The 20603-nt window shown below is 68.6% G+C and carries 20 protein-coding genes; 15 read left to right on the top strand and 5 right to left on the bottom strand.

What is annotated here, in order from left to right:
• Positions 1-17 precede the first annotated feature (17 nt).
• Genes CYU89_RS15130 through CYU89_RS15060 form a run of 15 tightly spaced genes read left to right on the top strand, consistent with a single transcriptional unit; the run spans position 18 to position 14762 of the window.
• On the top strand, positions 18-569 hold the full coding sequence (locus CYU89_RS15130; protein ID WP_296282274.1) for a hypothetical protein: 552 nt from the start codon (positions 18-20) through the stop codon (positions 567-569).
• Positions 562-2247, top strand: coding sequence for an AMP-binding protein (locus tag CYU89_RS15125; RefSeq protein WP_296282273.1), 1686 nt, complete (start codon positions 562-564; stop codon positions 2245-2247). Before CYU89_RS15130 ends, CYU89_RS15125 begins: the two co-directional genes overlap by 8 nt.
• The gene (locus tag CYU89_RS15120; protein WP_296282271.1) at positions 2237-3016 is read left to right on the top strand and encodes a glycosyltransferase family 2 protein; all 780 of its coding nucleotides are present in this window, start codon (positions 2237-2239) and stop codon (positions 3014-3016) included. Before CYU89_RS15125 ends, CYU89_RS15120 begins: the two co-directional genes overlap by 11 nt.
• Positions 3013-3957: an acyltransferase gene (locus CYU89_RS15115; RefSeq protein WP_296282269.1), complete on the top strand. Its 945-nt coding sequence runs from the start codon at positions 3013-3015 to the stop codon at positions 3955-3957. The genes CYU89_RS15120 and CYU89_RS15115 overlap by 4 nt, the downstream gene beginning before the upstream one ends.
• A complete protein-coding gene (locus CYU89_RS15110; RefSeq protein WP_296282267.1) occupies positions 3950-5491 on the top strand; it encodes an aromatic amino acid ammonia-lyase in 1542 nt (513 codons plus the stop codon). Before CYU89_RS15115 ends, CYU89_RS15110 begins: the two co-directional genes overlap by 8 nt.
• Positions 5481-5912: a thioesterase family protein gene (locus tag CYU89_RS15105; protein WP_296282389.1), complete on the top strand. Its 432-nt coding sequence runs from the start codon at positions 5481-5483 to the stop codon at positions 5910-5912. Before CYU89_RS15110 ends, CYU89_RS15105 begins: the two co-directional genes overlap by 11 nt.
• A 41-nt stretch (positions 5913-5953) precedes the next feature.
• Positions 5954-6535: an outer membrane lipoprotein carrier protein LolA gene (locus CYU89_RS15100; protein ID WP_296282388.1), complete on the top strand. Its 582-nt coding sequence runs from the start codon at positions 5954-5956 to the stop codon at positions 6533-6535.
• Positions 6513-8894, top strand: a complete 2382-nt coding sequence (locus CYU89_RS15095) for an MMPL family transporter (RefSeq protein ID WP_296282265.1) — start codon at positions 6513-6515, stop codon at positions 8892-8894. The genes CYU89_RS15100 and CYU89_RS15095 overlap by 23 nt, the downstream gene beginning before the upstream one ends.
• Complete coding sequence (locus CYU89_RS15090; RefSeq protein WP_296282263.1) at positions 8891-10123, top strand: NAD(P)/FAD-dependent oxidoreductase; 1233 nt, start codon at positions 8891-8893, stop codon at positions 10121-10123. The genes CYU89_RS15095 and CYU89_RS15090 overlap by 4 nt, the downstream gene beginning before the upstream one ends.
• Positions 10111-10659, top strand: coding sequence for a DUF3261 domain-containing protein (locus tag CYU89_RS15085; protein WP_296282261.1), 549 nt, complete (start codon positions 10111-10113; stop codon positions 10657-10659). The genes CYU89_RS15090 and CYU89_RS15085 overlap by 13 nt, the downstream gene beginning before the upstream one ends.
• The gene (locus CYU89_RS15080) at positions 10656-11846 is read left to right on the top strand and encodes a beta-ketoacyl-ACP synthase (protein WP_296282259.1); all 1191 of its coding nucleotides are present in this window, start codon (positions 10656-10658) and stop codon (positions 11844-11846) included. The genes CYU89_RS15085 and CYU89_RS15080 overlap by 4 nt, the downstream gene beginning before the upstream one ends.
• Positions 11843-12301 (top strand): hotdog family protein, encoded by a 459-nt coding sequence (locus CYU89_RS15075; RefSeq protein ID WP_296282257.1) that lies wholly within the window; start codon positions 11843-11845, stop codon positions 12299-12301. The genes CYU89_RS15080 and CYU89_RS15075 overlap by 4 nt, the downstream gene beginning before the upstream one ends.
• Positions 12298-13032, top strand: coding sequence for a 3-oxoacyl-ACP reductase FabG (fabG, locus tag CYU89_RS15070; protein WP_296282256.1), 735 nt, complete (start codon positions 12298-12300; stop codon positions 13030-13032). Before CYU89_RS15075 ends, fabG begins: the two co-directional genes overlap by 4 nt.
• Positions 13029-14270, top strand: a complete 1242-nt coding sequence (locus CYU89_RS15065; protein ID WP_296282254.1) for a beta-ketoacyl-ACP synthase — start codon at positions 13029-13031, stop codon at positions 14268-14270. Before fabG ends, CYU89_RS15065 begins: the two co-directional genes overlap by 4 nt.
• Before the next feature lie 51 nt (positions 14271-14321).
• Positions 14322-14762, top strand: a complete 441-nt coding sequence (locus CYU89_RS15060; RefSeq protein ID WP_296282252.1) for an excinuclease ATPase subunit — start codon at positions 14322-14324, stop codon at positions 14760-14762.
• Between the two features lie 47 nt (positions 14763-14809).
• On the opposite strand, the gene CYU89_RS15055 is transcribed toward CYU89_RS15060, so the two are convergent.
• The 5 genes from CYU89_RS15055 to CYU89_RS15035 form a co-directional block, all read right to left on the bottom strand.
• On the bottom strand, positions 14810-17191 hold the full coding sequence (locus tag CYU89_RS15055) for a heavy metal translocating P-type ATPase (protein WP_296282251.1): 2382 nt from the start codon (positions 17189-17191) through the stop codon (positions 14810-14812).
• Entirely contained in the window at positions 17188-17583 is a 396-nt protein-coding gene (locus tag CYU89_RS15050) for a heavy metal-responsive transcriptional regulator (RefSeq protein WP_296282250.1), read from the bottom strand. The genes CYU89_RS15055 and CYU89_RS15050 overlap by 4 nt, the downstream gene beginning before the upstream one ends.
• Positions 17584-17669: 86 nt before the next feature.
• The gene (locus CYU89_RS15045) at positions 17670-18182 is read right to left on the bottom strand and encodes a DUF411 domain-containing protein (protein ID WP_296282248.1); all 513 of its coding nucleotides are present in this window, start codon (positions 18180-18182) and stop codon (positions 17670-17672) included.
• Positions 18183-18193: 11 nt separating this feature from the next.
• Positions 18194-19093 (bottom strand): copper resistance protein B, encoded by a 900-nt coding sequence (locus tag CYU89_RS15040; protein WP_296282246.1) that lies wholly within the window; start codon positions 19091-19093, stop codon positions 18194-18196.
• The coding region (locus CYU89_RS15035) for a copper resistance system multicopper oxidase (RefSeq protein ID WP_296282244.1) at positions 19090-20603 on the bottom strand (1514 nt) is incomplete at its 5' end. The genes CYU89_RS15035 and CYU89_RS15040, both read right to left, overlap by 4 nt.

Here is a 20603-nt window from a genome sequence, read left to right as displayed (position 1 = left end):
GCGCAGGCCGCGTGCCCGTGTCCCGGATAGGCGCGGCCATCTTCGTGGCGTTGTCGGTGGCTTACCCCCTAGTGGTCTATTGGGCGATGGGTCGCTTCGAGCCGCGCTGGCTGGCGGTCCTGCTGCTAGCCCTCGCGGTGCTGCGCGCCATCGCGACGCGCCAGGCGGTCTGGCTGGTGGCGGCCGCGGGCGCCGCACTGCTTGCGGCCCTGGCCACCGTGTTCAACCAGGCGTTGCCGCTCAAGCTCTATCCGGCCCTGATCAATGCGGTGATGCTGGTCGTGTTCGCGAGCAGCCTGGCGTTTCCGCCATCGGCGGTGGAGCGCATCGCGCGGCTGACCGAGCCCGACCTCCCGCCCGCCGGCGTTGCTTACACGCGCCGCGTCACCCAGGTGTGGTGCGGCTTCTTCGTGCTCAATGGCGCGCTCGCGCTGGTCACGGCGCTGTGGACGTCCGACCGGACGTGGGCGCTCTACAACGGATTGATCGCCTACGGACTGATCGGCCTGTTGTTCGGCGGCGAGTGGCTGGTGCGCCAGCGGGTGAAGGCAGGACATCGCCATGACTGAGTGGCGCTCGTTGGACGAGGTCGCGCTGCGCCCGTTGCCGGGACGGGCGTTCATGGCGGCGGGAAGCGAGTCGGCGGACCATGCGGTGTTCCAGCACGAGGCGCTGCGCTGGCAGGCGACGTTCCACCGTCTGCCGGGGTCGAGTTGGGCGCTGCATTTCGATGACGCCTCGCGCTTCGCCGCCGCCCTGTATGGCGCGTGGCATGCGGGCAAGACCGTGGTGTTGCCGGGCGACGCGCTGGCGGGCACCCAGGCCCGCCTGCGCGCGCACGTGGACGGTTTCGTGGGCGACTGGCTCGAGAGCGATGCCGCGTCGCCGGATGATCTGCCGTACGCCCCCTGCGTGGCGCGACCGCTGGACGCGGACGCCACGCGTCTCGTCGTCTTCACCTCCGGAAGCACGGGCGAGCCTGTCGCCATCGAGAAGCGCCTGCGGCAACTCGACGCCGAGGTGCACGCGCTGGAAGCCGCGCTCGGGCGCGGCCTGGACGGCGTGGCGGTGCATGGCACCGTGTCGCACCAGCATATCTACGGCCTGCTGTTCCGGGTGTTGTGGCCGCTGGCTGCGGGCCGCGCCATCGTGCCGCGTGCGTTCTTTCCCGAAGATCTGCTGGCCGCGATGGACGGCCAGGACGCGGTGCTGGTCGCCAGTCCGGCGCACCTCAAGCGCTTGCCGGCGCAGCTGTCATGGGCATCGCTGCATGGGCGGCTGCGCGCGGTGTTCTCGTCGGGTGGCGCGTTGCCCGCCGATGCTGCGCACGATGTGGCCCGGCTGCTGGGCGTGCCGCCCACCGAGATCCTGGGCAGCAGCGAGACCGGCGGCATCGCCTGGCGCCGCTGGGAGACGGAAGTTCCGGTCTGGACGCCGTTACCCGGCGTCGACTGGCGTTTGCAGGAAGGCGTGCTCGAAGTGCATTCGCCGCACCTGGCCGGCGACGCGTGGTGGCGCAGCCAGGACCGCGCGGAAGCCGATGGTGCGGGCGGATTCCGTCTGCTGGGCCGGGCAGACCGTATCGTGAAGGTGGAAGAGCGTCGCGTCTCGCTGGATGCGCTGGAGCGCCGGATCCAGGCGCACCCGGCGGTCAGGGAGGCGCGCGTGCTGCTGCTCGGTGGCGCGCGCAGCGCGCTGGCGGCCGTCGTCGCGATGGCCGACGGCGTGCCGGTGCCGCAAGATGCGATGGCCCGGCGTGCGCTGTCGCAGTCGTTGTCGCGGCACCTGGCGGAGATGCAGGATGCGGTGACCCGGCCGCGGCGCTGGCGCTTCGCGACGGCGTTGCCGACCAACGCGCAAGGCAAGGTCACCGAGGCGGCACTGACCGCCCTGTTCCGCCCCGAGCGCCCGGCCGCATGCTGGACGCTCCGCGAGTCGGCGCGCGCACGCGCCGACATGTCGCTGGACGCGTCGCTCGCCGTCTTCGACGGCCATTTCAACCAGGCCGCAGTCCTGCCGGGGGTCGCGCAACTCGACTGGGCGGTACAGCTGGCGCGCGAGGTCTTCGCGATTCCCCCGTGCTTCCTTCGCATGGAAGCGCTGAAGTTCCAGCGCGTGGCGCGTCCCGGCGATCTGATCCACCTGGACCTGGAATGGCAGGCGGATCGCGCCACGCTCGTGTTCCGCTACACCTCCGTGCAGGGTCCGCATGCCAGTGGTCGCGTGGTGTTTGCCCATGAGGCGTGAATCCGTGGCGCCGCCGCTCGCCTTCCGCCCGCTGGTCGTGATCCCGGTGTTCGACCACGAGCACGCCATCGCCACGATGGTGGCGGGCGTGCTACACACCGGCAACGCCTGCCTGCTGGTGGATGACGGCTCGGGCCCGGCGTGCGCCCTCGAGCTCGACCGTCTGGCCGCGCTGCATGCGCCGCAGGTGCGCCTGCTCCGGCTGCCGGTGAACCAGGGCAAGGGAGGCGCCGTGCTGGCGGGGTTCCGCGACGCGAGCCGCCATGGGCACACCCATGTGCTGCAGATCGATGCCGATGGCCAGCACGACCCCGCCGACATTCCGCGCTTCCTCGCGCTGGCGCAGGCGCATCCGGGCGACGTGATCTGTGGCGTGCCGGTCTACGACGAGAGCGTGCCGAAGGGCCGGCTCTACGGCCGCTACCTCACCCACGTATGGGTGTGGATCAATACCGTGTCCTTCGCGATCCGCGATTCGATGTGCGGCTTCCGCGTCTATCCGCTGCCTCCGGTGCTGAAACTGATGGACGAGGAGACCATCGGGCGGCGCATGGACTTCGACGTGGAGGTGCTGGTGCGCCTGTTCTGGCGCGGCATCCGCGTGCACAACCTGCCGACGCGCGTGACCTATCCGCTCGATGGCGTGTCGCACTTCGACGTATGGCGCGACAACGTGCGCATCAGCCGCATGCATGCGCGGCTGTTCTTCGGCATGGTGCGGCGGCTGCCGCGCCTGCTGCGCGGCCGCAGGTCGGTGGCGTCGCCATGAGCCGGCGCAGCGAGCACTGGGCCGACATCGGCGAATCCACGTCCGTACGCGGGATCCTGCTGCTCTGCGCGGTGCATCGCTGGCTGGGGCGCTGGCCCTTCCGCTTGTGCGTCTATCCGGTGGTCCTCGTGCATTGGCTGCTCAATGGCACCGCGCGGCGTGCGTCGCTACAGTACCTGCGGCGCCTGCATGCCCATTCGGGCGTGCCGCCGTCGCGGCCGGGCGTGTGGCAGAGCCTGCACCACTTCGCGATGTTCGCCGAGACGATGCTCGACAAGATCCTCGCGCTGGGCCACCGCTACCCGATCGGACGCGTCCGCATGCAGCGGGAGGGCGTGCTGGCGCGGGTCAGGTCGGGGGAGGGCGGGCTGATCGTCACCGGGCACCTGGGATGTCTGGAGCTCTGCCAGGTGATGGCCGAGCAGGTTCCCGGCCTTCGCCTTACGGCGCTGGTGCACACGGCGCACGCCGAGCGCTTCAACCGCATGATGCGTCGCCTGGACGAGACCACGCGCGTGGAACTGCTCCAGGTCACGGACCTGGGGCCCGCCGATGCGGTGAGGTTGTCCGAGCGCGTGGCGCGGGGCGAGTTCGTCGCCATCGCCGGCGATCGCGTCCCGCTGCGCGGCGGGCGTACGGTGACCGCCTCCTTCCTGGGCCATGAAGCCCCGTTCCCGATCGGCGCCTACGTGCTGGGTGCCGCGCTGAAGTGCCCGGTGTTCACCATGGCGTGCACGCATGAAGGCGACGGCTACCGGGTGCGCATGGACGCGTTCGCCGAACGCATCGCGTTGCCGCGCGGCTCGCGCGATGCCGCCCTGGCCGGCTACGCTGCGCAGTTCGCGCGGTGGCTGGAACAGCAGGTCCACCTGTCGCCCTACGACTGGTTCAACTTCTACCCCTTCTGGGATCAGGTACCGAATGAGCCCCGCAATGAATGACTCCGTGGCGCCGGTCTTCGGCGACGCTCCGCTGCGCATCGAGGACGTCGTCGCCCTGGCGCAGCGCCGCGTGTCGCCGGTGCTGTCCGCAGATCCGGCCTTCCGGGCGCGCATCGCGCGCGGCGCCGACTTCCTCAGTCGACTGCTGGAGGAGGAGGGCGTCATCTATGGCGTCACCACCGGGTATGGCGATTCCTGCACGGTGAACATCCCGCCGGCACTGGTCGCGGAACTGCCGCACCACCTGTACACCTACCATGGGTGCGGCCTCGGCCGCTTCCTGGACGAAACCGAGACACGTGCGGTGCTGGCGGCGCGGCTGGCGTCGCTGGTGCGGGGTATGTCCGGTGTCAGCGTGCCGCTGCTGGAAGGGTTGGCGACCCTGCTGCGCCACGACGTGCTGCCCCTGATTCCCGCGGAAGGATCGGTCGGTGCGAGCGGCGACCTGACGCCGCTGTCGTACGTGGCCGCCGTGCTGTGCGGCGAGCGCGACGTCATGCACGGCGGGCGCCAGCGTCCGGCACGCGACGCGCTCGCCGAGATCGGCATGGCGCCGCTGACGCTGCGTCCCAAGGAGGGACTGGCGATCATGAACGGAACCGCCGTGATGACTGCGCTCGCCTGCCTGGCGTTCCATCGCGCCGAATACCTGTCGCGCCTGGCGACGCGGTTGACCGCGTTCAACGTGCTGGCCGCCGACGGCAACGCGCACCATTTCGACGCCGTACTGTTCGCCGCGAAGCCGCATCCCGGCCAGTCGCGCGTGGCGCAGCGATTGCGCGAAGACCTGCACAGCGACCGGCCGCCCCGCAACGAGCAGCGCCTGCAGGACCGTTACTCGTTGCGTTGCGCGCCGCACGTGATCGGTGTGCTGGAGGACGCACTGCCGTTCCTGCGCCAGCTGATCGAGACCGAACTCAACAGCGCCAACGACAATCCGCTGATCGACCCCGAGCGCGAGCAGATCCTGCACGGAGGCCACTTCTATGGCGGACACATCGCGTTCGCGATGGATTCGCTGAAGAACACCGTGGCCAATGTGGCCGACCTGCTGGACCGGCAGCTGGCCCTGATCGTGGATGCGCGCTACAACCACGGCCTGCCGGCGAACCTGTCCGGCGCGACCGGGCCGCGCGCGGCGATCAACCACGGCCTGAAGGCGTTGCAGATCAGCGTGTCGGCGTGGACCGCCGAGGCCTTGAAGCTGACGATGCCGGCGTCGGTGTTCTCCCGGTCCACGGAATGCCACAACCAGGACAAGGTGAGCATGGGGACGATCGCGGCGCGCGACTGCCTGCGCGTGATCGAGCTGACCGAGCAGGTGGTCGCCGGCATGCTGATCGCCGCACGCCAGGCACTGGCCCTGCGCGAGCGCGTCGGGCTGCAATCCACGCTGGGCGAAGGCCCGGCGACGATGTACGCCGACCTGCAGGCGCGCATCGCGCTGGTCGAGGAGGATCGCGCACTGGATGGCGAACTGCGCCAGCTGCTGGTCGACATCCGGGAGGAACGCTGGGATGTCTATGCCGCCTGACCTGCGCGCCGACCTGGCGATCGAGATCCCGCTCAGACCCGCCTTCCACGATTGCGATGCCATGCAGGTGGTCTGGCACGGCCATTACTTCAAGTACCTTGAAATCGCCCGTTGCGCGTTGCTGCAGCGGTTCGACTACGACTATCCGCAGATGCATGCATCCGGCTACATGTGGCCGATCGTCGATACGCGCGTGAAGTACATCCGGCCGCTGCGGTACGCGCAGGCCCTGCTCGTGACGGCCCGCATCAGCGAGTGGGAGAACCGCTTGAGGATGGACTACGAGATTCGCGACGCCGGCAGCGGCGAGGTGCTGACGCGCGCGCACACGATCCAGGTGGCGGTCGACGCCGCTTCAGGCGAGATGCGCTATCAGTGCCCGCCTGTCCTGTGGGAACGGTTGGGAGTCGCTGCGCCATGAACAAGATCCGCGGTCTCGTTTCCGCTTTCGCGCTTGCCCTCATGGCGGGTGGAATCGTCAACCCGGCGTCCGCCGATCCGTTGGCGGAGGTGCGCTCCCAGGTGGCACAGGTGCCACTGTTGCGGGGCGAGTTCAGCCAGGAAAAGCAGGTGGCCGGCTTCAGGAATCCGCTGCGCTCGAATGGCCGTTTCCTGCTGGTGCGCGACAAGGGCGTGGTGTGGTCGACGACGGCGCCGTTCCCGTCCGAAACCGTCATCACGCAGGACCGCATCCTCAGCCGCCAGCGCGACGGCAGCCGCCGGGTGGAAGTCGATGGCCGGCAACAACCCGGGCTTCGCAGTGTCAACGCGATGATGTTCGCGCTGATGAGCGGCGACATGAAGGCGCTGACGTCGACCTTCGAGGTGAAGGCGGAGCCTGTGGCGCGTGGCTGGAAGATGACGCTGGTGCCACGTTCGCGGCAGGTGGCGCAGGCATTCACCTCGGTGCGCCTGTCGGGCGACCGCTATGTTCGTGAGGTGGAGCTGCGCGAGGCCAACGGCGACCTCACGCGCCTGCGCTTCAGCGGCATGAGCGAATCGCCCGCGACCCTGTCGCGCGATGAGGCGGCCCGGTTTGAGTGATCCTGTGCCCGCGGTGACGAGGGTGCGACCGTTGCGCGGCTGGCGCTGGCTTGCCGTGGCGTGGTTGGTGGTACTGGCCGCCGTGGCGTGGCACCAATGGCGGTTCTGGCAGTCGCCGCGCATCGACAGCGACGTGCTGGCGCTGCTGCCCCAGGAGGCCGGCGACCCGACGGTGTCCGATGCGACCCGACGCATCGCGGAGAACAGTGCGCGCGACGTGGTGGTCATGCTGGGCGCCACGGAGGTGGAGGACGCGCTGAAGGCACGGGCGGCGTTCGAGGCGTCGCTTGCACGCCCGGCGGCGCAGGCGATGCTGGCGTCGGCTGGGTCGCCGGAAGACTGGTTCGCCCAGGCGCGCGACGTGCTGGCACCGCATCGCGATCGCTTGCTGACTGCGTCCCAGCGGGACACGCTGGCGCAGGCGACGCCCGAAGCCTTGGCCGAGTCCGCACTGGCGTCGCTGTACGGTCCCATGGGGGCGCCGCGCCTGACCGAGTGGCGCAGCGATCCACTCGGACTGTGGCCGCAGTGGTGGCAGGCGCAGGCGGCCGCGTCGGGGATGGCAGTGGACGGTGACGGACTGCTGCAGGTCGAGAACCGCCACTGGGCGGTGCTGCAGTACACGTTGCGCACCTCGGCCTTCAGGCTGGACGGCGAACGCCATCTGCAGGATCTGCTCGACGCGGCGACCGGCGCCGCGATGGCGGCGGCGCCCGGCATCCGCGTGCTGAAGGCCGGGGTGCCCCTGCATGCCGAATCGGCCGCGGTGCAGGCCCGCCGCGAGGTCAATACCATCGGCTGGGGCTCGCTGGCGGCCGTGCTGCTGCTGGTGTGGCTGGCGTTCCGCTCGCTGCGTCCCCTGTTGCTGGTGGCGATGTCGCTGCTGGTCGGCTGCGCGGTCGCGATGACGGTCACTGTGCTGGTTTTCGGAAAGGTGCACCTGCTGACGCTGATCTTCGGCGCAAGCCTCGTTGGCGTGGCGGAGGACTACGGCATCCACTGGTTCGCATCGCGTCAGGGCGTGGCCAGCGAGCGACGCTGGTCGCTGCTGCGCCATCTGCTGCCCGGCCTGTGGCTGGCACTGCTGACCAGCGCCATGGCGTATCTGGCGCTGGGGCTGGCACCGTTCCCCGGCCTGCGGCAGATGGCGCTGTTCTCCGTGGTCGGCCTGGCGTCGGCCTTCCTGACGGTGATCTTCTTCTTCCCGTGGCTGGATGGTGGGCAGGTCCGCACGACCGGCTTCTCGCGTTGGCTGGGCGGTACGCTGGCGCGATGGCCGCGCCTGTCCGGTCGTCGTGGCGGTGTCGCGCTCGCCGTCGTCGTCCTGGCCATCGCGGTGCCCGGCCTGATGCGCGTACAGGGCAAGGACGACCTTCGCGGCCTGCAGTCGTCGCCACCGGCGCTGATCACGCAGCAGCGCGATGTCGGTCGCCTGCTGGGCATGCCCAGCCCGGCGCAGTTCTTCCTCGTGCAGGGGCGCGATGCCGAACAGGTGCTGCAACGCGAGGAACGCCTGGTGGCGCGCCTTCGCGAAGCGGAGGCGAACGGGAAGGTCGGTGGTCACCGCGCACTGAGCGATTGGCTGCCCTCGAAGCGCCAACAGGACGAAGATGCTGCGCTGACGTCGCGTATCGAGCGCGACGTACTGGCGCGCTTGTCCGCGGTCACCGGAGAGTCGGTGGCGCGCGGCGAATTCGCCCCGGCGGCGATGGACATCGAGGCCTTCCTCGCATCGCCGGCATCGCTGCCGGTGCGCCATCTCTGGCTCGGGCAGGTGGGCGAGGGTGTGGCGTCGGTGGTGATGGTCAACGACCTGTCGCGGCCGGACGCCCTCGCAACGTTCGCGGCGCAGGCGGTGGGTCTCGAGGGTGTGCGCTGGGTCGATCGCACGGCCGACATTTCACGCCTCCTCACGCACTACCGCCACATGATGTCCTGGCTGCTGCTGGCGGGCGTGGCAGTGGTGTTCGTGGTGCTGGCCGTACGCTATCGCGGACAGGCCTGGCGTGTGATCACGCCGACGGTGCTGGCGGGCGTGCTGACCGTGGCATTGCTGGGCTGGCTGGGCCAGCCGTTGCAGTTGTTCAACGTGCTGGCGCTGATGCTCTTGCTCGGCATGGGGATCGACTACGGCATCTTCCTGGTCGAGCACCGTGGCGATGCCAGCGCGTGGCTCGCGGTATGCGTGGGGGCGGCCAGTACCTGGCTGTCGTTCGGCCTGCTGGGGCTGTCGGCGACGCCTGCCTTGCGCGCGTTCGGCCTGACCCTGCTGTTCGGCATCGGCCTGGTCTGGCTGCTGTCGCCCCTGTTCCGGCCTGCGCCGGATGTTTCTCCCTTGCCTGGACACGACGTGGAATGAAAACGGAACGCACCGACATCCTGATCATCGGCGCAGGCCCCGCCGGCTCGGTGGCGGCCGCCCTGCTGCGGCAGCAAGGTCGCAAGGTCCTCATCATCGAGCGCGAACAGTTCCCGCGCTTTTCCATCGGCGAGAGCCTCCTCCCGCAGAGCATGGAATACATCCAGGCCGCCGGACTCCTGCAGGACGTGGTGGAGGCGGGCTTCCAGTACAAGAACGGCGCCGCTTTCGTGCGCGGGGAGCGCACCACCGAGTTCGATTTCCGCGACAAGTTCTCGGAGGGCTGGGGGACCACGTACCAGGTGCAGCGTGCCGACTTCGACCATGTCCTGGCGAAGGGCGCCGAGCGCATGGGGGCCGAGGTGCGCTACCGCCACGAGGTGCTGTCCGCCGAGCCCGGTCATGCTCCGCGCGTCACCGTGCGCTCGCCGGACGGCGAGGAGTACGTGATCGAAGCCGACTTCATGCTCGACGCCAGCGGCTTCGGCCGACTGCTGCCGCGCCTGCTGAAGCTCGAGTCGCCGTCGAACTTCCCGGTACGCGGCGCCATCTTCACCCACGTGCGCGACCATATCCCCCCCGGCGCGGGCTTCGATCGCAACAAGATCCTGATCACCACGCATCCGGAACACGTCGACGTCTGGTACTGGACCATCCCGTTCTCGAATGGCTGCTGCTCGCTCGGCGTGGTGGCGGAAACCGCGTTCCTCGATCGCTACGCGGGCACCGACCTGGAGCGCCTGCAGGCCATCGTCGGCGAAGACCCCAACCTGACGCGGTTGCTGAAGAACGCCGAATGGGCGGTGCTGCCGGTACGCCAGATCACCGGCTACTCCGCCAACGTAGCCTCGCTGTGGGGACCGGGTTATGCGCTGCTGGGCAATGCGGGCGAGTTCCTCGATCCGGTGTTTTCCTCGGGTGTGACCATCGCGTTCAAGTCGGCGCAACTCGCCAGCGAATGCCTGCGCCGCCACTACGCCGGCGAACCGGTGGACTGGGAGACCGAGTTCGCCATTCCGCTGCGTGGCGGCGTGCAGACCTTCCGCCGTTTCGTCGAGTCGTGGTACGCGGGTGGTTTCCAGAAGATCATCTTCCACCCGGATCCGCAGCCGGACATCCGACGCATGATCTGTTCGATCCTCGCCGGCTATGCCTGGGACAAGAAGAATCCCTACGTGGCCGACACGCAGCGCCGCCTGCAGGTGCTGGAGCAGCTGTGCACCGGTTGATCGCACTGCTGCTCGCCGGCGTGCTGCTGGCGGGATGCGCAACGCGTCCGCAAAAGCCCGCGGTGGAACTTCCCGCGTTGCGACTGGCGCCTGCGGCGCTGGGCCACGACCTGGCCGTGCAACAGCGCCTGGTGTTCCGTTTCGGCCCGCACGTGCGCGAACTGGATGCGCTGCTGGAAGTCGACGCCACCGATGTCCGGCTCGCGGTACAGGCCATGGGCCGGACCGGCGTGCAGCTGCAGTGGGATGGCAAGGCGCTCGTAGAGCAACGCGCGGCGTGGCTGCCCGCTGCCGTCCGCGGCGAGCGGGTGCTCGACGATGTGCAGTTCAGCCTGTGGCCGGCGGATGCGATCCGGGCCGTACTTCCCGCGGACTGGACGCTGGTCGAGCAAGGGGCGTTCCGTGAGTTGCGCAGGAACGGACAGGTCTGGTTGCAGCGCGAGCAGGTCGATGCCACGACGCTGCGCGTACGCAATGGCGTCGACGACTACGAACTGACGATCGAATCCGTGGCCGGCGGAGCGCTGGATCCATGAGGGGCGGTGCGATCTTCCTGAACGAGCTCGGCATCGTCTGTGCGCTCGGCGAGGGGACGGAGGCCGTGCGCGAGGCGCTGTTCCGCGATGACGCGCCGGGTGGTGTGATGCTCGACGACACGTTCATGCCCGGGCGAAGCCTCGCACTGGGGACGGTCGAGGGCGGCCTGCCGTCGCTCGCGCATCATCCGCTCCCGTTGCACGGTCGCAACAATGCCTTGCTGCGTGCGGCCTACCTCCAGATCGGGGACGCCGTGCAGCAGGCCATCGACCGGCACGGCCCCGCGCGGGTCGCCATCGTGGTCGGCACCAGTACCTCCGGCATCGGCGAGGCCGAACGGGCGATGACGCACTGGCAGCATCACCGGCAATGGCCCGACGGCTTCCATTACGTGCAGCAGGAAATCGGCGCGCCGTCGCGCTTCCTCGCCGCCGAATCGGGCGCCCGCGGTCCCGCCTGGACGATCTCCACGGCGTGCTCTTCCAGCGCGAAGGCCATGGCATCGGCGGCCCGCCTGCTGCGCAGCGGACTGGTCGATGCGGTGATCACAGGGGGATCGGATTCGCTGTGCGAGTTCACCGTGCGCGGCTTCATGGCGCTGGAGTCCGTGTCGGCCGAGCGCTGCAACCCATTCTCGGCGAACCGCCACGGCATCAACATCGGCGAAGGGGCGGCACTGTTCCTGATGACGCGTGCGGAAGGCCCCGTCCGCCTCGCGGGGTGGGGCGAGACCGCCGACGCACACCACATCTCGGCGCCCGAGCCGCAGGGCATCGGTGCCGTCACCGCCATCGGCCAGGCGCTGGCGCGCGCGCAGCTGTCGCCGTCGCAGATCGATTACGTCAACCTGCACGGAACCGCGACGCCGCAGAACGACGCGATGGAAAGCCGAGCGGTGACGGCGGCGCTCGGCGGTGAGGTGCCGGCGAGTTCCACCAAGCCGTTGACCGGGCATACGCTCGGTGCCGCGGGCGCGATCGAAGCCGGCCTGTGCTGGCTGGCGATGACCGACAATCCCCGCCATCGGCTGCCACCGCACTGGTGGGATGGCGTCGTCGACGGCGACCTTCCGCCGCTGGCGTTCGTGGCACCCGGCGCCACCGCCAACGGGCCGCTGCGCCATGTGCTGAGCCAGTCGTTCGCGTTCGGTGGCAGCAACGCCGTACTGGTATTCGGAGCAGGATGATGCGCGAGCTGTACGACATCGCGCGCGTGGTGCCGCATCGCGGCACGATGCGCATGGTCGATCGATTGGTGGACTGGGACGAGGACACCGTGGTGGTCGAACTGCGGGTGCCCGACGAGGGGCCGTTCAGCCATGCGGAGGGCGTGCCCGCCTGGGTGGGCATCGAATACATGGCCCAGACCATCGCCGCCTGGGCCGGCTGCCACGCGCGGGCCTCGGGGCGTGAACCGTCGATCGGGTTCCTGCTGGGCACGCGCCGTTACGAGAGCCGGACCTCGTGGTTCCGCGCCGGCAGCGTGCTGCAGGTGGAGGCGACCCGCGAGTTGCTGGGCGACAATGGGCTGGGCATGTTCCGCTGCCGCATCCTGGGGGACGGCGAGGAACTGGCGACCGCCAACGTGTCGGTGTTCGAACCACCGGACGCGATGGCTTATCTGGAGAGTACGCAGGAATGAGTGCAGACAACACGATCCTGGTCACCGGGGGGAGCCGGGGGATCGGCAAGGCCATCGCGTTGCGGCTTGCGCAGGACGGTTTCGATATCGTCGTGCATTGCCGCAGCCGTGTGGAAGAAGCGGAGGGCGTCGCCGGCCAGGTCCGTGCGCTGGGACGTGCGTCGCGCGTCCTGGCCTTCGATGTGGCCGACCGCACCGCGGCCGCGCAGGCACTGGAGGCCGACGTCACCGCGCACGGGGCGTACCACGGCGTGGTCTGCAACGCCGGCATCGCCCGCGACACCGCGTTCCCGGCGATGAGCGCCGATGACTGGGACGCGGTGCTGCGGACGAACCTCGACGGGTTCTACAACGTGCTCAACCCGCTGGTCATGCCGATGGTGCGGCGGCGCAAGCCGGGCCGCATCGTCACGCTCTCGTCGGTGTCCGGCCTGGTGGGCAACCGGGGACAGGTGAACTACAGCGCGGCGAAGGCCGGCATCATCGGCGCCACCAAGGCGCTGGCGCTGGAACTGGCCAGTCGCGCGATCACCGTGAACTGTGTCGCCCCGGGCCTGATCGACACGGAGATGGTCAGTGGCGAGGTGGTCGACGAGGCGCTGAAGATGATCCCGATGAAGCGTGTCGGCACGCCCGGGGAAGTGGCGGCCGTCGTGGCGTTCCTGATGTCGCCAGAGGCGTCGTACGTCACCCGGCAGGTGATTTCGGTCAACGGAGGACTGGTCGGATGAGTCGGAATGATCGACGCGTGGTGGTCACCGGCGCAGGCACCATCAGTCCCCTGGGACACGACTGGCCCAGCGTGCACCTTCGCTTGCGCGAATGCCGCAACGCCGTGCGCCACATGGATGATTGGGCGAAGTACGAGGGCCTGAACACCCGGTTGGCCGCGCCAGCCGAACCCTTCGACCTGCCCGCGCATTACAACCGCAAGACCACGCGCAGCATGGGGCGGGTCGCGCTGATGTCCGTGCGCGCCACCGAACTCGCCCTCGAGCAGGCCGGACTGCTGGGTGATCCGGTGCTGACGAGCGGCCGGATGGGCGTGTCGTATGGCTCGTCCGCCGGCAGCCACGAGGCCGTCGGCGACTTCGGCCGCATGCTCAACGAGTACACCACCGAAGGCATCAACGCGACCACGTACCTGAAGATGATGAGCCATACCGCGCCGGTGAATATCGGCGTGTTCTTCGGTCTCACCGGGCGCGTGTACACCACGTCCAGCGCATGTACATCCGGCAGCCAGGGCGTCGGGTGCGCTTACGAGGCGGTCCGCAGCGGCAAGCAGGTCGCGATGATCGCCGGCGGTGCCGAGCAGCTGGATGCGACCGCCGCGGCGGTGTTCGACACGCTGTTCGCCACCAGCGTGCGCAACCACCAGCCCGAGCTGACGCCGCGTCCCTTCGATGCCAACCGCGATGGCCTGGTCCTGGGCGAGGGCGCGTGCACCCTCGTGCTGGAGGACCTGACGCATGCGCAGGCGCGTGGCGCCGAGATCCTGGCGGAGATCGTCGGCTACGGCACCAACAGCGATGGCCAGCACGTCACCCAGCCCAGTGCGGACACGATGGCGCAGGCGATGCGCCTGGCGCTGGAAGACGCAGGCCTGTCGCCGGAAGCGATCGGCTATGTCAATGCGCACGGCACCGCCACCGACCACGGCGACATCGCGGAAACCGCGGCCACGGCAGCCGTGTTCGGCAACCGCATGCCCATCAGTTCGCTGAAGAGCTATGTCGGCCACACGCTGGGCGCCTGCGGCGCGTACGAATCGTGGATCACGCTGCAGATGATGCGGGAGGGCTGGTTCGCCCCCACGCTCAACCTGGAGGAACGCGACCCGCGCTGCGCCGCGCTGGACTACATCACGGGCGAGGGCCGCGAACTGCAGACCGATTACGTGATGAACAACAACTTCGCGTTCGGCGGCATCAACACGTCGCTGATCTTCAAACGCTGGAAGGGCTGAAGCCCGACACACCCCCTCATCGCCGTTCGTATCCCTGAAAGGAGTAGCACCATGAAACGACTTCTGACCGCAAGCCTGCTGACGCTCGCCGCACTGGCCCCGCACGCGAGCGCGGCCGACACCCGCCTCGAACTGCCCTTGCAGGAGCTGGTGGACTCGCCCGAAGCCAAGGCCGCCGGCATCGATGGCAGCGTGCGTTTCTATCTCGCGGGCCAGAAGACCCCGACCGTGGTATCGCGCTTCGGTGAGGACGTGACCAACAGGAAGACCAATGGCGTGGGCAAGTCCGATGCCGAATCCTGTCGCTGGGTCGCATTGTCTGCGCTGAAGGCCCTGCAGGAGGGTGCGAAGGACCGTGGCGCCAACGCGGTCATCGACATCGTCAGCTATTTCAAGAAGAACGAGTTCCGCAGCGCCACGAACTATGAGTGCCATGCGGGCGGCATCATGAGCGGCGTCGCGTTCAAGGCGACCTACGCCAAGGTCAAGTAAGCGACCTCGAGCTCCGCGGCGGCCGCCCCGGGGCGGCCGTATGTCCTTCAGTCGCCGGGCAGGCGCGCGCGTCGCAGGCGTAGTGCATTGCCTACCACCGAGGCCGAGCTGAGGCTCATCGCCAGTGCGGCGAGCATCGGCGAGAGCATCGGTCCGCCGAACAGCCCCAGCACGCCCGCCGCCACTGGCACGCCCAGGGCGTTGTAAGCGAAGGCGAACGCCAGGTTCTGTCGCATGTTGCGCACGGCCGCTTCGGAGAGTGCTTTCGCCCGGCCGATCCCACGCAGGTCGCCCTTCACCAGCGTGACCTGGGCGCTCGACATGGCCACGTCGGTGCCGGTTCCCATCGCGATGCCGACATCGGCGGCGGCGAGGGCTGGCGCATCGTTGATGCCGTCGCCGGCCATCGCGACGTGTCTGCCTTCCTGTTTGAGGCGTGCCACCAACGCTGCCTTGTCGGCGGGGCGCACATCCCCATGGACCTCGTCGATGCCCAGTCTGGCCGCAACGGCACGTGCCGTTCGTTCGCTGTCGCCGGTGGCCATGACGATGCGCAGCCCACGTTCGCGCAGTGCCCGCAAGGCTTCCGGCGTGCTGGCCTTGATGGGGTCCGCGACAGCAATGCTGCCGGCGGGCGCGCCATCTACCGACAGGAACATCACGCTGCCCCCTTGCTCGCGCATGCCCTCGGCATCGGCCTGCAATGGCTGGATCGGCACGCCTTCCTCCTGCATCAACCCCGCATTGCCGAAGGCGAGGCGATGCCCCTCGACGACCCCGCGCACGCCGATACCGCTGCTGGATTCGAAGTCCTGCGCAGGGGAAAGCACCAGGCCGCGCTTTCTTGCTTCCTGCACGACCGCCTGTGCGAGCGGATGCTCACTGCCCGCATCCAGGCTGGCGGCCAAGCGCAGGACCGTCTCCTCGTCGAACGGGGCCCGCGCGTCCACCGCCTTGAACGCGGGTCGTCCCTCCGTCAGCGTACCGGTCTTGTCCACGATCAGCGTGTCGACCTTGCGCAACGTCTCGATCGCTTCCGCATCGCGGAACAGCACGCCGGCCTGCGCCGCGCGGCCGCTGGCGACCATGACCGACATCGGCGTCGCCAGGCCCAGCGCGCAGGGGCACGCGATGATCAGGACGGAGACGGCATTGAGCACGCCATGCGTCCACGACGGTTCCGGGCCGAAGAATCCCCAGCCCATCAGGGTCGCGAGCGCCGCGCCGAGCACCGCCAGCACGAACCAGAACGATACGCGGTCGGCAAGCTTCTGCAGCGGCGCACGACTGCGCTGCGCCTGGGCGACCAGCTGCACGATCTGCGCCAGTACGCTGTCGCTGCCGATCTTCTCCGCGCGGATCACCAGGCTGCCCGCGCCATTGAGGGTGGCGCCGATCACCCGGTCGCCCGGGCTACGTTCCACCGGCATGGGTTCGCCGGTGAGCATGGATTCGTCGATGTGGCTGCGCCCGTCGGTCACTACGCCATCGACAGGGACTTTTTCGCCGGGGCGTACACGCAGGCGATCGCCCACGTGGATATGGGTCAGCTCGATGTCCTCGTCGGTGCCGTCGTCGCGCAGTCGCCGCGCGGTTTTCGGTGCCAGGCCCAGCAACGCCCGGATGGCGGCCGAGGTTTGCGAACGTGCCTTCAACTCCAGCAGCTGGCCCAGCAAGGTGAGCGACACGATCACCGCCGCGGCTTCGAAGTAGACGCCGACATGGCCATGCTCGCGGAACGAGGGCGGAAACACTTGTGGTGCAAACACGGCGACGACGCTATATCCGTAAGCCGCAGCCACGCCGGTGCCGATCAGCGTCCACATGTTCGGACTGCGGTGCCGGATCGACTGTGCCCAGCGCTGGAAGAACGGCCACGCGGCCCAGAGCACGACCGGGGTGCTGAAAGCGAACTCCAGCCATGTGCGCACGGAGGGTGGGATCACGGAGAGGTACATGCCGCCCATCGCCAGCACCAGCGTCGCGGCGCTGAAGGGCAGCGTCCACCAGAAGCGTCGACGGAAATCGGTCAGCTCGGGGTTCTCTCCGTCCTCCAGCGAAGGCAGCATCGGTTCCAGCGCCATGCCGCACAGCGGACAGGTGCCGGGGATGTCGCGAACGATCTCCGGATGCATGGGGCAGGTGTACTGCGTGCCCGGTGGTGCGACTGCGGCAGGTGCGGGACCCACGGGGTTGAGATAGCGCATTGGGTCGGCGAGGAACTTCGCACGGCAACCGGAGGAACAGAAGTGGTAAGCGTTGCCCGCGTGCTCCGCCTGATGCGGCGTGGTTGCCGGATCGACCTGCATGCCGCAGACCGGATCGACGGTGCCCGACGCGTCCTTCGCATGAGCGTGGTGGCCTACACAGCAGGCAGGCTTGGTTGCGGGCGCGTGATGTGCGTCGTGGTGGTGCGGCGAAGGGTTCATGCCTCGCCCCCGAGCGCCGACAGGATCGGGCACTGGTCCAGCGCGCCGTGCCCCGGGCAGGCACGCACCAGCGTCTGCAGGCCATCGCGTACGCGCGTCAGCTCGGCGATGCGCTGCTCGACATCGATGAGTTTGCTGGCCGCCGCCGCGCGGATCGCGGCCATGTCGCCGTCGTCGACACGACTGAGTGCGAGCAGGTCGCGGATCTCTTCGAGCGTGAAGCCCAGCGTCTTCGCGCGACGGATGAAGGTGAGCCGCAGCACGTCGTCGGCTTCGTAATGCCGGTAACCGCTGGCGGTGCGGGTCGGGGGCGGCAGCAAGTGCTGCCTCTCGTAGTAGCGCACGGTGTCGATGGGGACGCCCGTGCGTCGGGACAATTGGCCGATGTTCATGCGGGAACTCCTTGAAGTGCCTGCAGTCTGCACCCTGGAGTACGCTCCAGAGTCAAGCGTGGGGCCGGCATCCGTGCCGGCGGCAATCAGGGCCTGTGTTCGGCGTACGGCTTCGTGCTTCCGTCCTTGCCCAGCGCGAGCACGGTGTACGGAGGCGCGTCGACACCGTCCACCTCCATACCGGGCGAGCCGAGCGGCATGCCCGGCAGGACCAGGCCACGGATGGCCGGCCTTTCGCGCAGCAGGCGACGGATGTCCGATGCCGGCACGTGGCCTTCGACGACGTAGCCTTCGATTTCGGCCGTGTGGCACGACGCATGCTCGGGGAGGATGCCGAGGCGCTCCTTCACCGGGCTCATGGCTTCTTCGACGCGATCGTGGACAGTGAAGCCGTCCTTGCGCAGGTGCTCGACCCACAGGTGGCAACAGCCGCAGTACGCATCGCGGTGGACGGTGATCTTCGGCGTGGTCGCCGCTGCGGCCTTTCGGGGCGGCGCGGCATGCGCGCTTTCGGTCGTCACCGCCGGCGAACAGGCGGTGGCGAGGAAGGCGAGCAGGCACAGGGCGATGGCGCGGGGCAGGGGAGTGCGTTGTTTCATGGTGTGCTCCATCAGAACCAGATCCGGATGCCCGCCACGACGCGCGTGTCACGGGCGGATTCGCCGGCCGAACGCTTGAGATCGGCGGTGTCGCCGAGCGCGCGTTCGTGCACCACACCGACGTACGGCGCGAAACGGCGGGTGACTTCGTAGCGCAGGCGCAGGCCCGTTTCGATGCCGGTGAAGCCGCTGGCGATACCGTATTCGATGTCGTCGCGCGCGGCGACGTCCACCTCGACCAGGGGCTGCAGAATCAGCCTGTTGGTGATGCGCAGCGTGTACTCGGCTTCGACGTTCGCAGCGACCTGGCCGCCTTCGCCTACATACGCCGTCGCCGACACTTCGAACCGGTAGGGCGCCATGCCCTGCACGCCGACGGCCGCCCACGTACGCGCATCGCCGGGCTTGAAGTCCTGCTTCACGCCGGCCACCACGTCCCACCAGGGCGACACACTGCGTCCGTACAGCACTTCCAGGTCGGCACTTTCGGTATGGCCGCCGACACGTTCGCCTTCACTGCGCAGCCACAGGCGATCGGTATCGGTGCCGAACCAGGCGCTGCCTTCCCAGGCCTGGCCGGTGCCTTCGTCGGCATCCCATACCTCCAGCCGGTTGAAGGTCACCTTGCTGTTGAAGGCCGGCGCATGCTCCATCGCGTGGTGGTCGATGTCGGGGAATGCAGCCTTCAGGTCCTCGGCGGTGACAGGTGGCACGGGCGCGCGCGGTGCCGACATCGCGGCGTGGTCATGCGCGCTGTGTCGCGCATGCTCATCCTGCTCCACCGCCGGCTCGCTGGCCGGAGGCGCGTGCTGCGCATGGTCGTGGTGCTGCGCGAACGCCGGCACGCCGGTGCCCGCCAACAGGGCAGCGACGCAGGCGAGACGGAGTGGGGCGGGGAAGGAGGTCTTCATGCTTCGATCCTCACTTCCCGCATCATGCCGGCTTCCATGTGGTACAGCAGGTGGCAGTGGAATGCCCACCGACCGAGCGCATCGGCGCGGACGCGGTAACTGCGTCGCGTGCCCGGCGGCATGTCGATGGTGTGCTTGCGCAGCTGGAAGCCACCTTCTGCGTCCTCCAGATCGCTCCAGACGCCGTGCAGGTGGATCGGGTGCTGCATCATCGTGTCGTTGACCAGCACGATGCGCATGCGCTCACCGTACTTCAGCCGCAGCGGGTCGGCGCTGGCGAACGGAATGCCGTCGAACGACCAGGCGAATTTCTCCATGTGTCCGGTCAGGTGGAGTTCGACGGTGCGTCCCGGCTCGCGTCCATCGGGATCGTCGAACAGGCTGCGCATCGCGCCATAGGTCAGTACGTGGCGGCCGTTGTCGCGCAGGCCGATGCCGGGATCGTCGAGCTTCGGTTCGCTGGCCGAGGACTGCATGTCGACCAACGGGTTGCCGGATTCGCTGGAGGAATGGTTCGGCGCGTTGGATCTCGCGCCGTGCGCGCCATGATCCATCGCGCCCATGCTCGCGCCGCAGCCGCCTTCGCCCATCATCGCGCCGCAGCCGCCTTCCATGCCCTTGCCGGCGCCGTGTCCGCCCATGTCGTGGCCCATGTCGGCCATGGTCAGCAGTGGACGCGGATCCCGCGAGGGGATGGTCGCTTCCAGTCCGTCACGGACGGCCAGCGTGCCGCGTGCGTAGCCGGTGCGTCCCATGTCCTGGGCGAAGATCGTGAAGGCATCCTGCCCCCTGGGCTCGACCAGGACATCGAAGGTCTCCGCCACCGCAATGCGGAATTCATCCACGCTGACGGGATGGATGTACTGGCCGTCGGCAGCGACCACGGTCATCTTCAGTCCCGGGATGCGGACGTCGAAGTAGGTCATCGCACTGCCGTTGACGAAGCGCAGCAGCACCTTCTCGCCCGGTTTGAACAGGCCGGTCCAGTTGCCCGCAGGCGCTGCGCCGTTCACCAGATAGGTATAGGTGTGCGCGTTGATGTCGGAGATGTCGGTGGGCGTCATCCGCATCCGCCCCCACATGCCACGATCCTCGATCGTTTCCGCCAGGCCGTCACGCTTCGCATCGCGCACGAAATCCACCAGCGTGCGCTGGTAGTAGTTGTCGTGTTCCGGCATCTTCTTCATGCGGCGGTACAGCGCGGCCGGCTCCAGGTCGGTCCAGTCCGACAGCAACACCACGTGTTCGCGGTCGTGGTGGTACGGCGGCGGCTCGCGAGGATCGATGATGAGCGCACCGTACAGGCCGGCCTGTTCCTGGAACAGCGAGTGGCTGTGGTACCAGTACGTACCGGATTGCTTCACCTGGAAGCGGTACTGGAAGGACTCGCCCGGCCCGATGCCGTTGAAGCTCAGGCCCGGCACGCCATCCATGTTCGACGGCAGCAGGATGCCGTGCCAGTGGATGGAGGTCATGTCGCGCAGGCGATTGCTGACGCGCACGGTCACGG

The organism is Pseudoxanthomonas sp. (assembly GCF_002863005.1).
Lineage (GTDB): Bacteria > Pseudomonadota > Gammaproteobacteria > Xanthomonadales > Xanthomonadaceae > Pseudoxanthomonas_A.
This window is presented reverse-complemented; position numbering and strand designations above follow the sequence as displayed.

Coding starts and splice junctions, on each gene's coding strand:
- CYU89_RS15125 (WP_296282273.1), top strand. CDS start 562: ATGACTGAGTGGCGCTCGTTGGACGAGGTCGCGCTGCGCCCGTTGCCG.
- CYU89_RS15120 (WP_296282271.1), top strand. CDS start 2,237: ATGAGGCGTGAATCCGTGGCGCCGCCGCTCGCCTTCCGCCCGCTGGTC.
- CYU89_RS15115 (WP_296282269.1), top strand. CDS start 3,013: ATGAGCCGGCGCAGCGAGCACTGGGCCGACATCGGCGAATCCACGTCC.
- CYU89_RS15110 (WP_296282267.1), top strand. CDS start 3,950: ATGAATGACTCCGTGGCGCCGGTCTTCGGCGACGCTCCGCTGCGCATC.
- CYU89_RS15105 (WP_296282389.1), top strand. CDS start 5,481: ATGCCGCCTGACCTGCGCGCCGACCTGGCGATCGAGATCCCGCTCAGA.
- CYU89_RS15100 (WP_296282388.1), top strand. CDS start 5,954: ATGGCGGGTGGAATCGTCAACCCGGCGTCCGCCGATCCGTTGGCGGAG.
- CYU89_RS15095 (WP_296282265.1), top strand. CDS start 6,513: ATGAGGCGGCCCGGTTTGAGTGATCCTGTGCCCGCGGTGACGAGGGTG.
- CYU89_RS15090 (WP_296282263.1), top strand. CDS start 8,891: ATGAAAACGGAACGCACCGACATCCTGATCATCGGCGCAGGCCCCGCC.
- CYU89_RS15080 (WP_296282259.1), top strand. CDS start 10,656: ATGAGGGGCGGTGCGATCTTCCTGAACGAGCTCGGCATCGTCTGTGCG.
- CYU89_RS15075 (WP_296282257.1), top strand. CDS start 11,843: ATGATGCGCGAGCTGTACGACATCGCGCGCGTGGTGCCGCATCGCGGC.
- fabG (WP_296282256.1), top strand. CDS start 12,298: ATGAGTGCAGACAACACGATCCTGGTCACCGGGGGGAGCCGGGGGATC.
- CYU89_RS15065 (WP_296282254.1), top strand. CDS start 13,029: ATGAGTCGGAATGATCGACGCGTGGTGGTCACCGGCGCAGGCACCATC.
- CYU89_RS15060 (WP_296282252.1), top strand. CDS start 14,322: ATGAAACGACTTCTGACCGCAAGCCTGCTGACGCTCGCCGCACTGGCC.
- CYU89_RS15055 (WP_296282251.1), bottom strand. CDS start 17,191: ATGAACCCTTCGCCGCACCACCACGACGCACATCACGCGCCCGCAACC.
- CYU89_RS15050 (WP_296282250.1), bottom strand. CDS start 17,583: ATGAACATCGGCCAATTGTCCCGACGCACGGGCGTCCCCATCGACACC.
- CYU89_RS15045 (WP_296282248.1), bottom strand. CDS start 18,182: ATGAAACAACGCACTCCCCTGCCCCGCGCCATCGCCCTGTGCCTGCTC.
- CYU89_RS15040 (WP_296282246.1), bottom strand. CDS start 19,093: ATGAAGACCTCCTTCCCCGCCCCACTCCGTCTCGCCTGCGTCGCTGCC.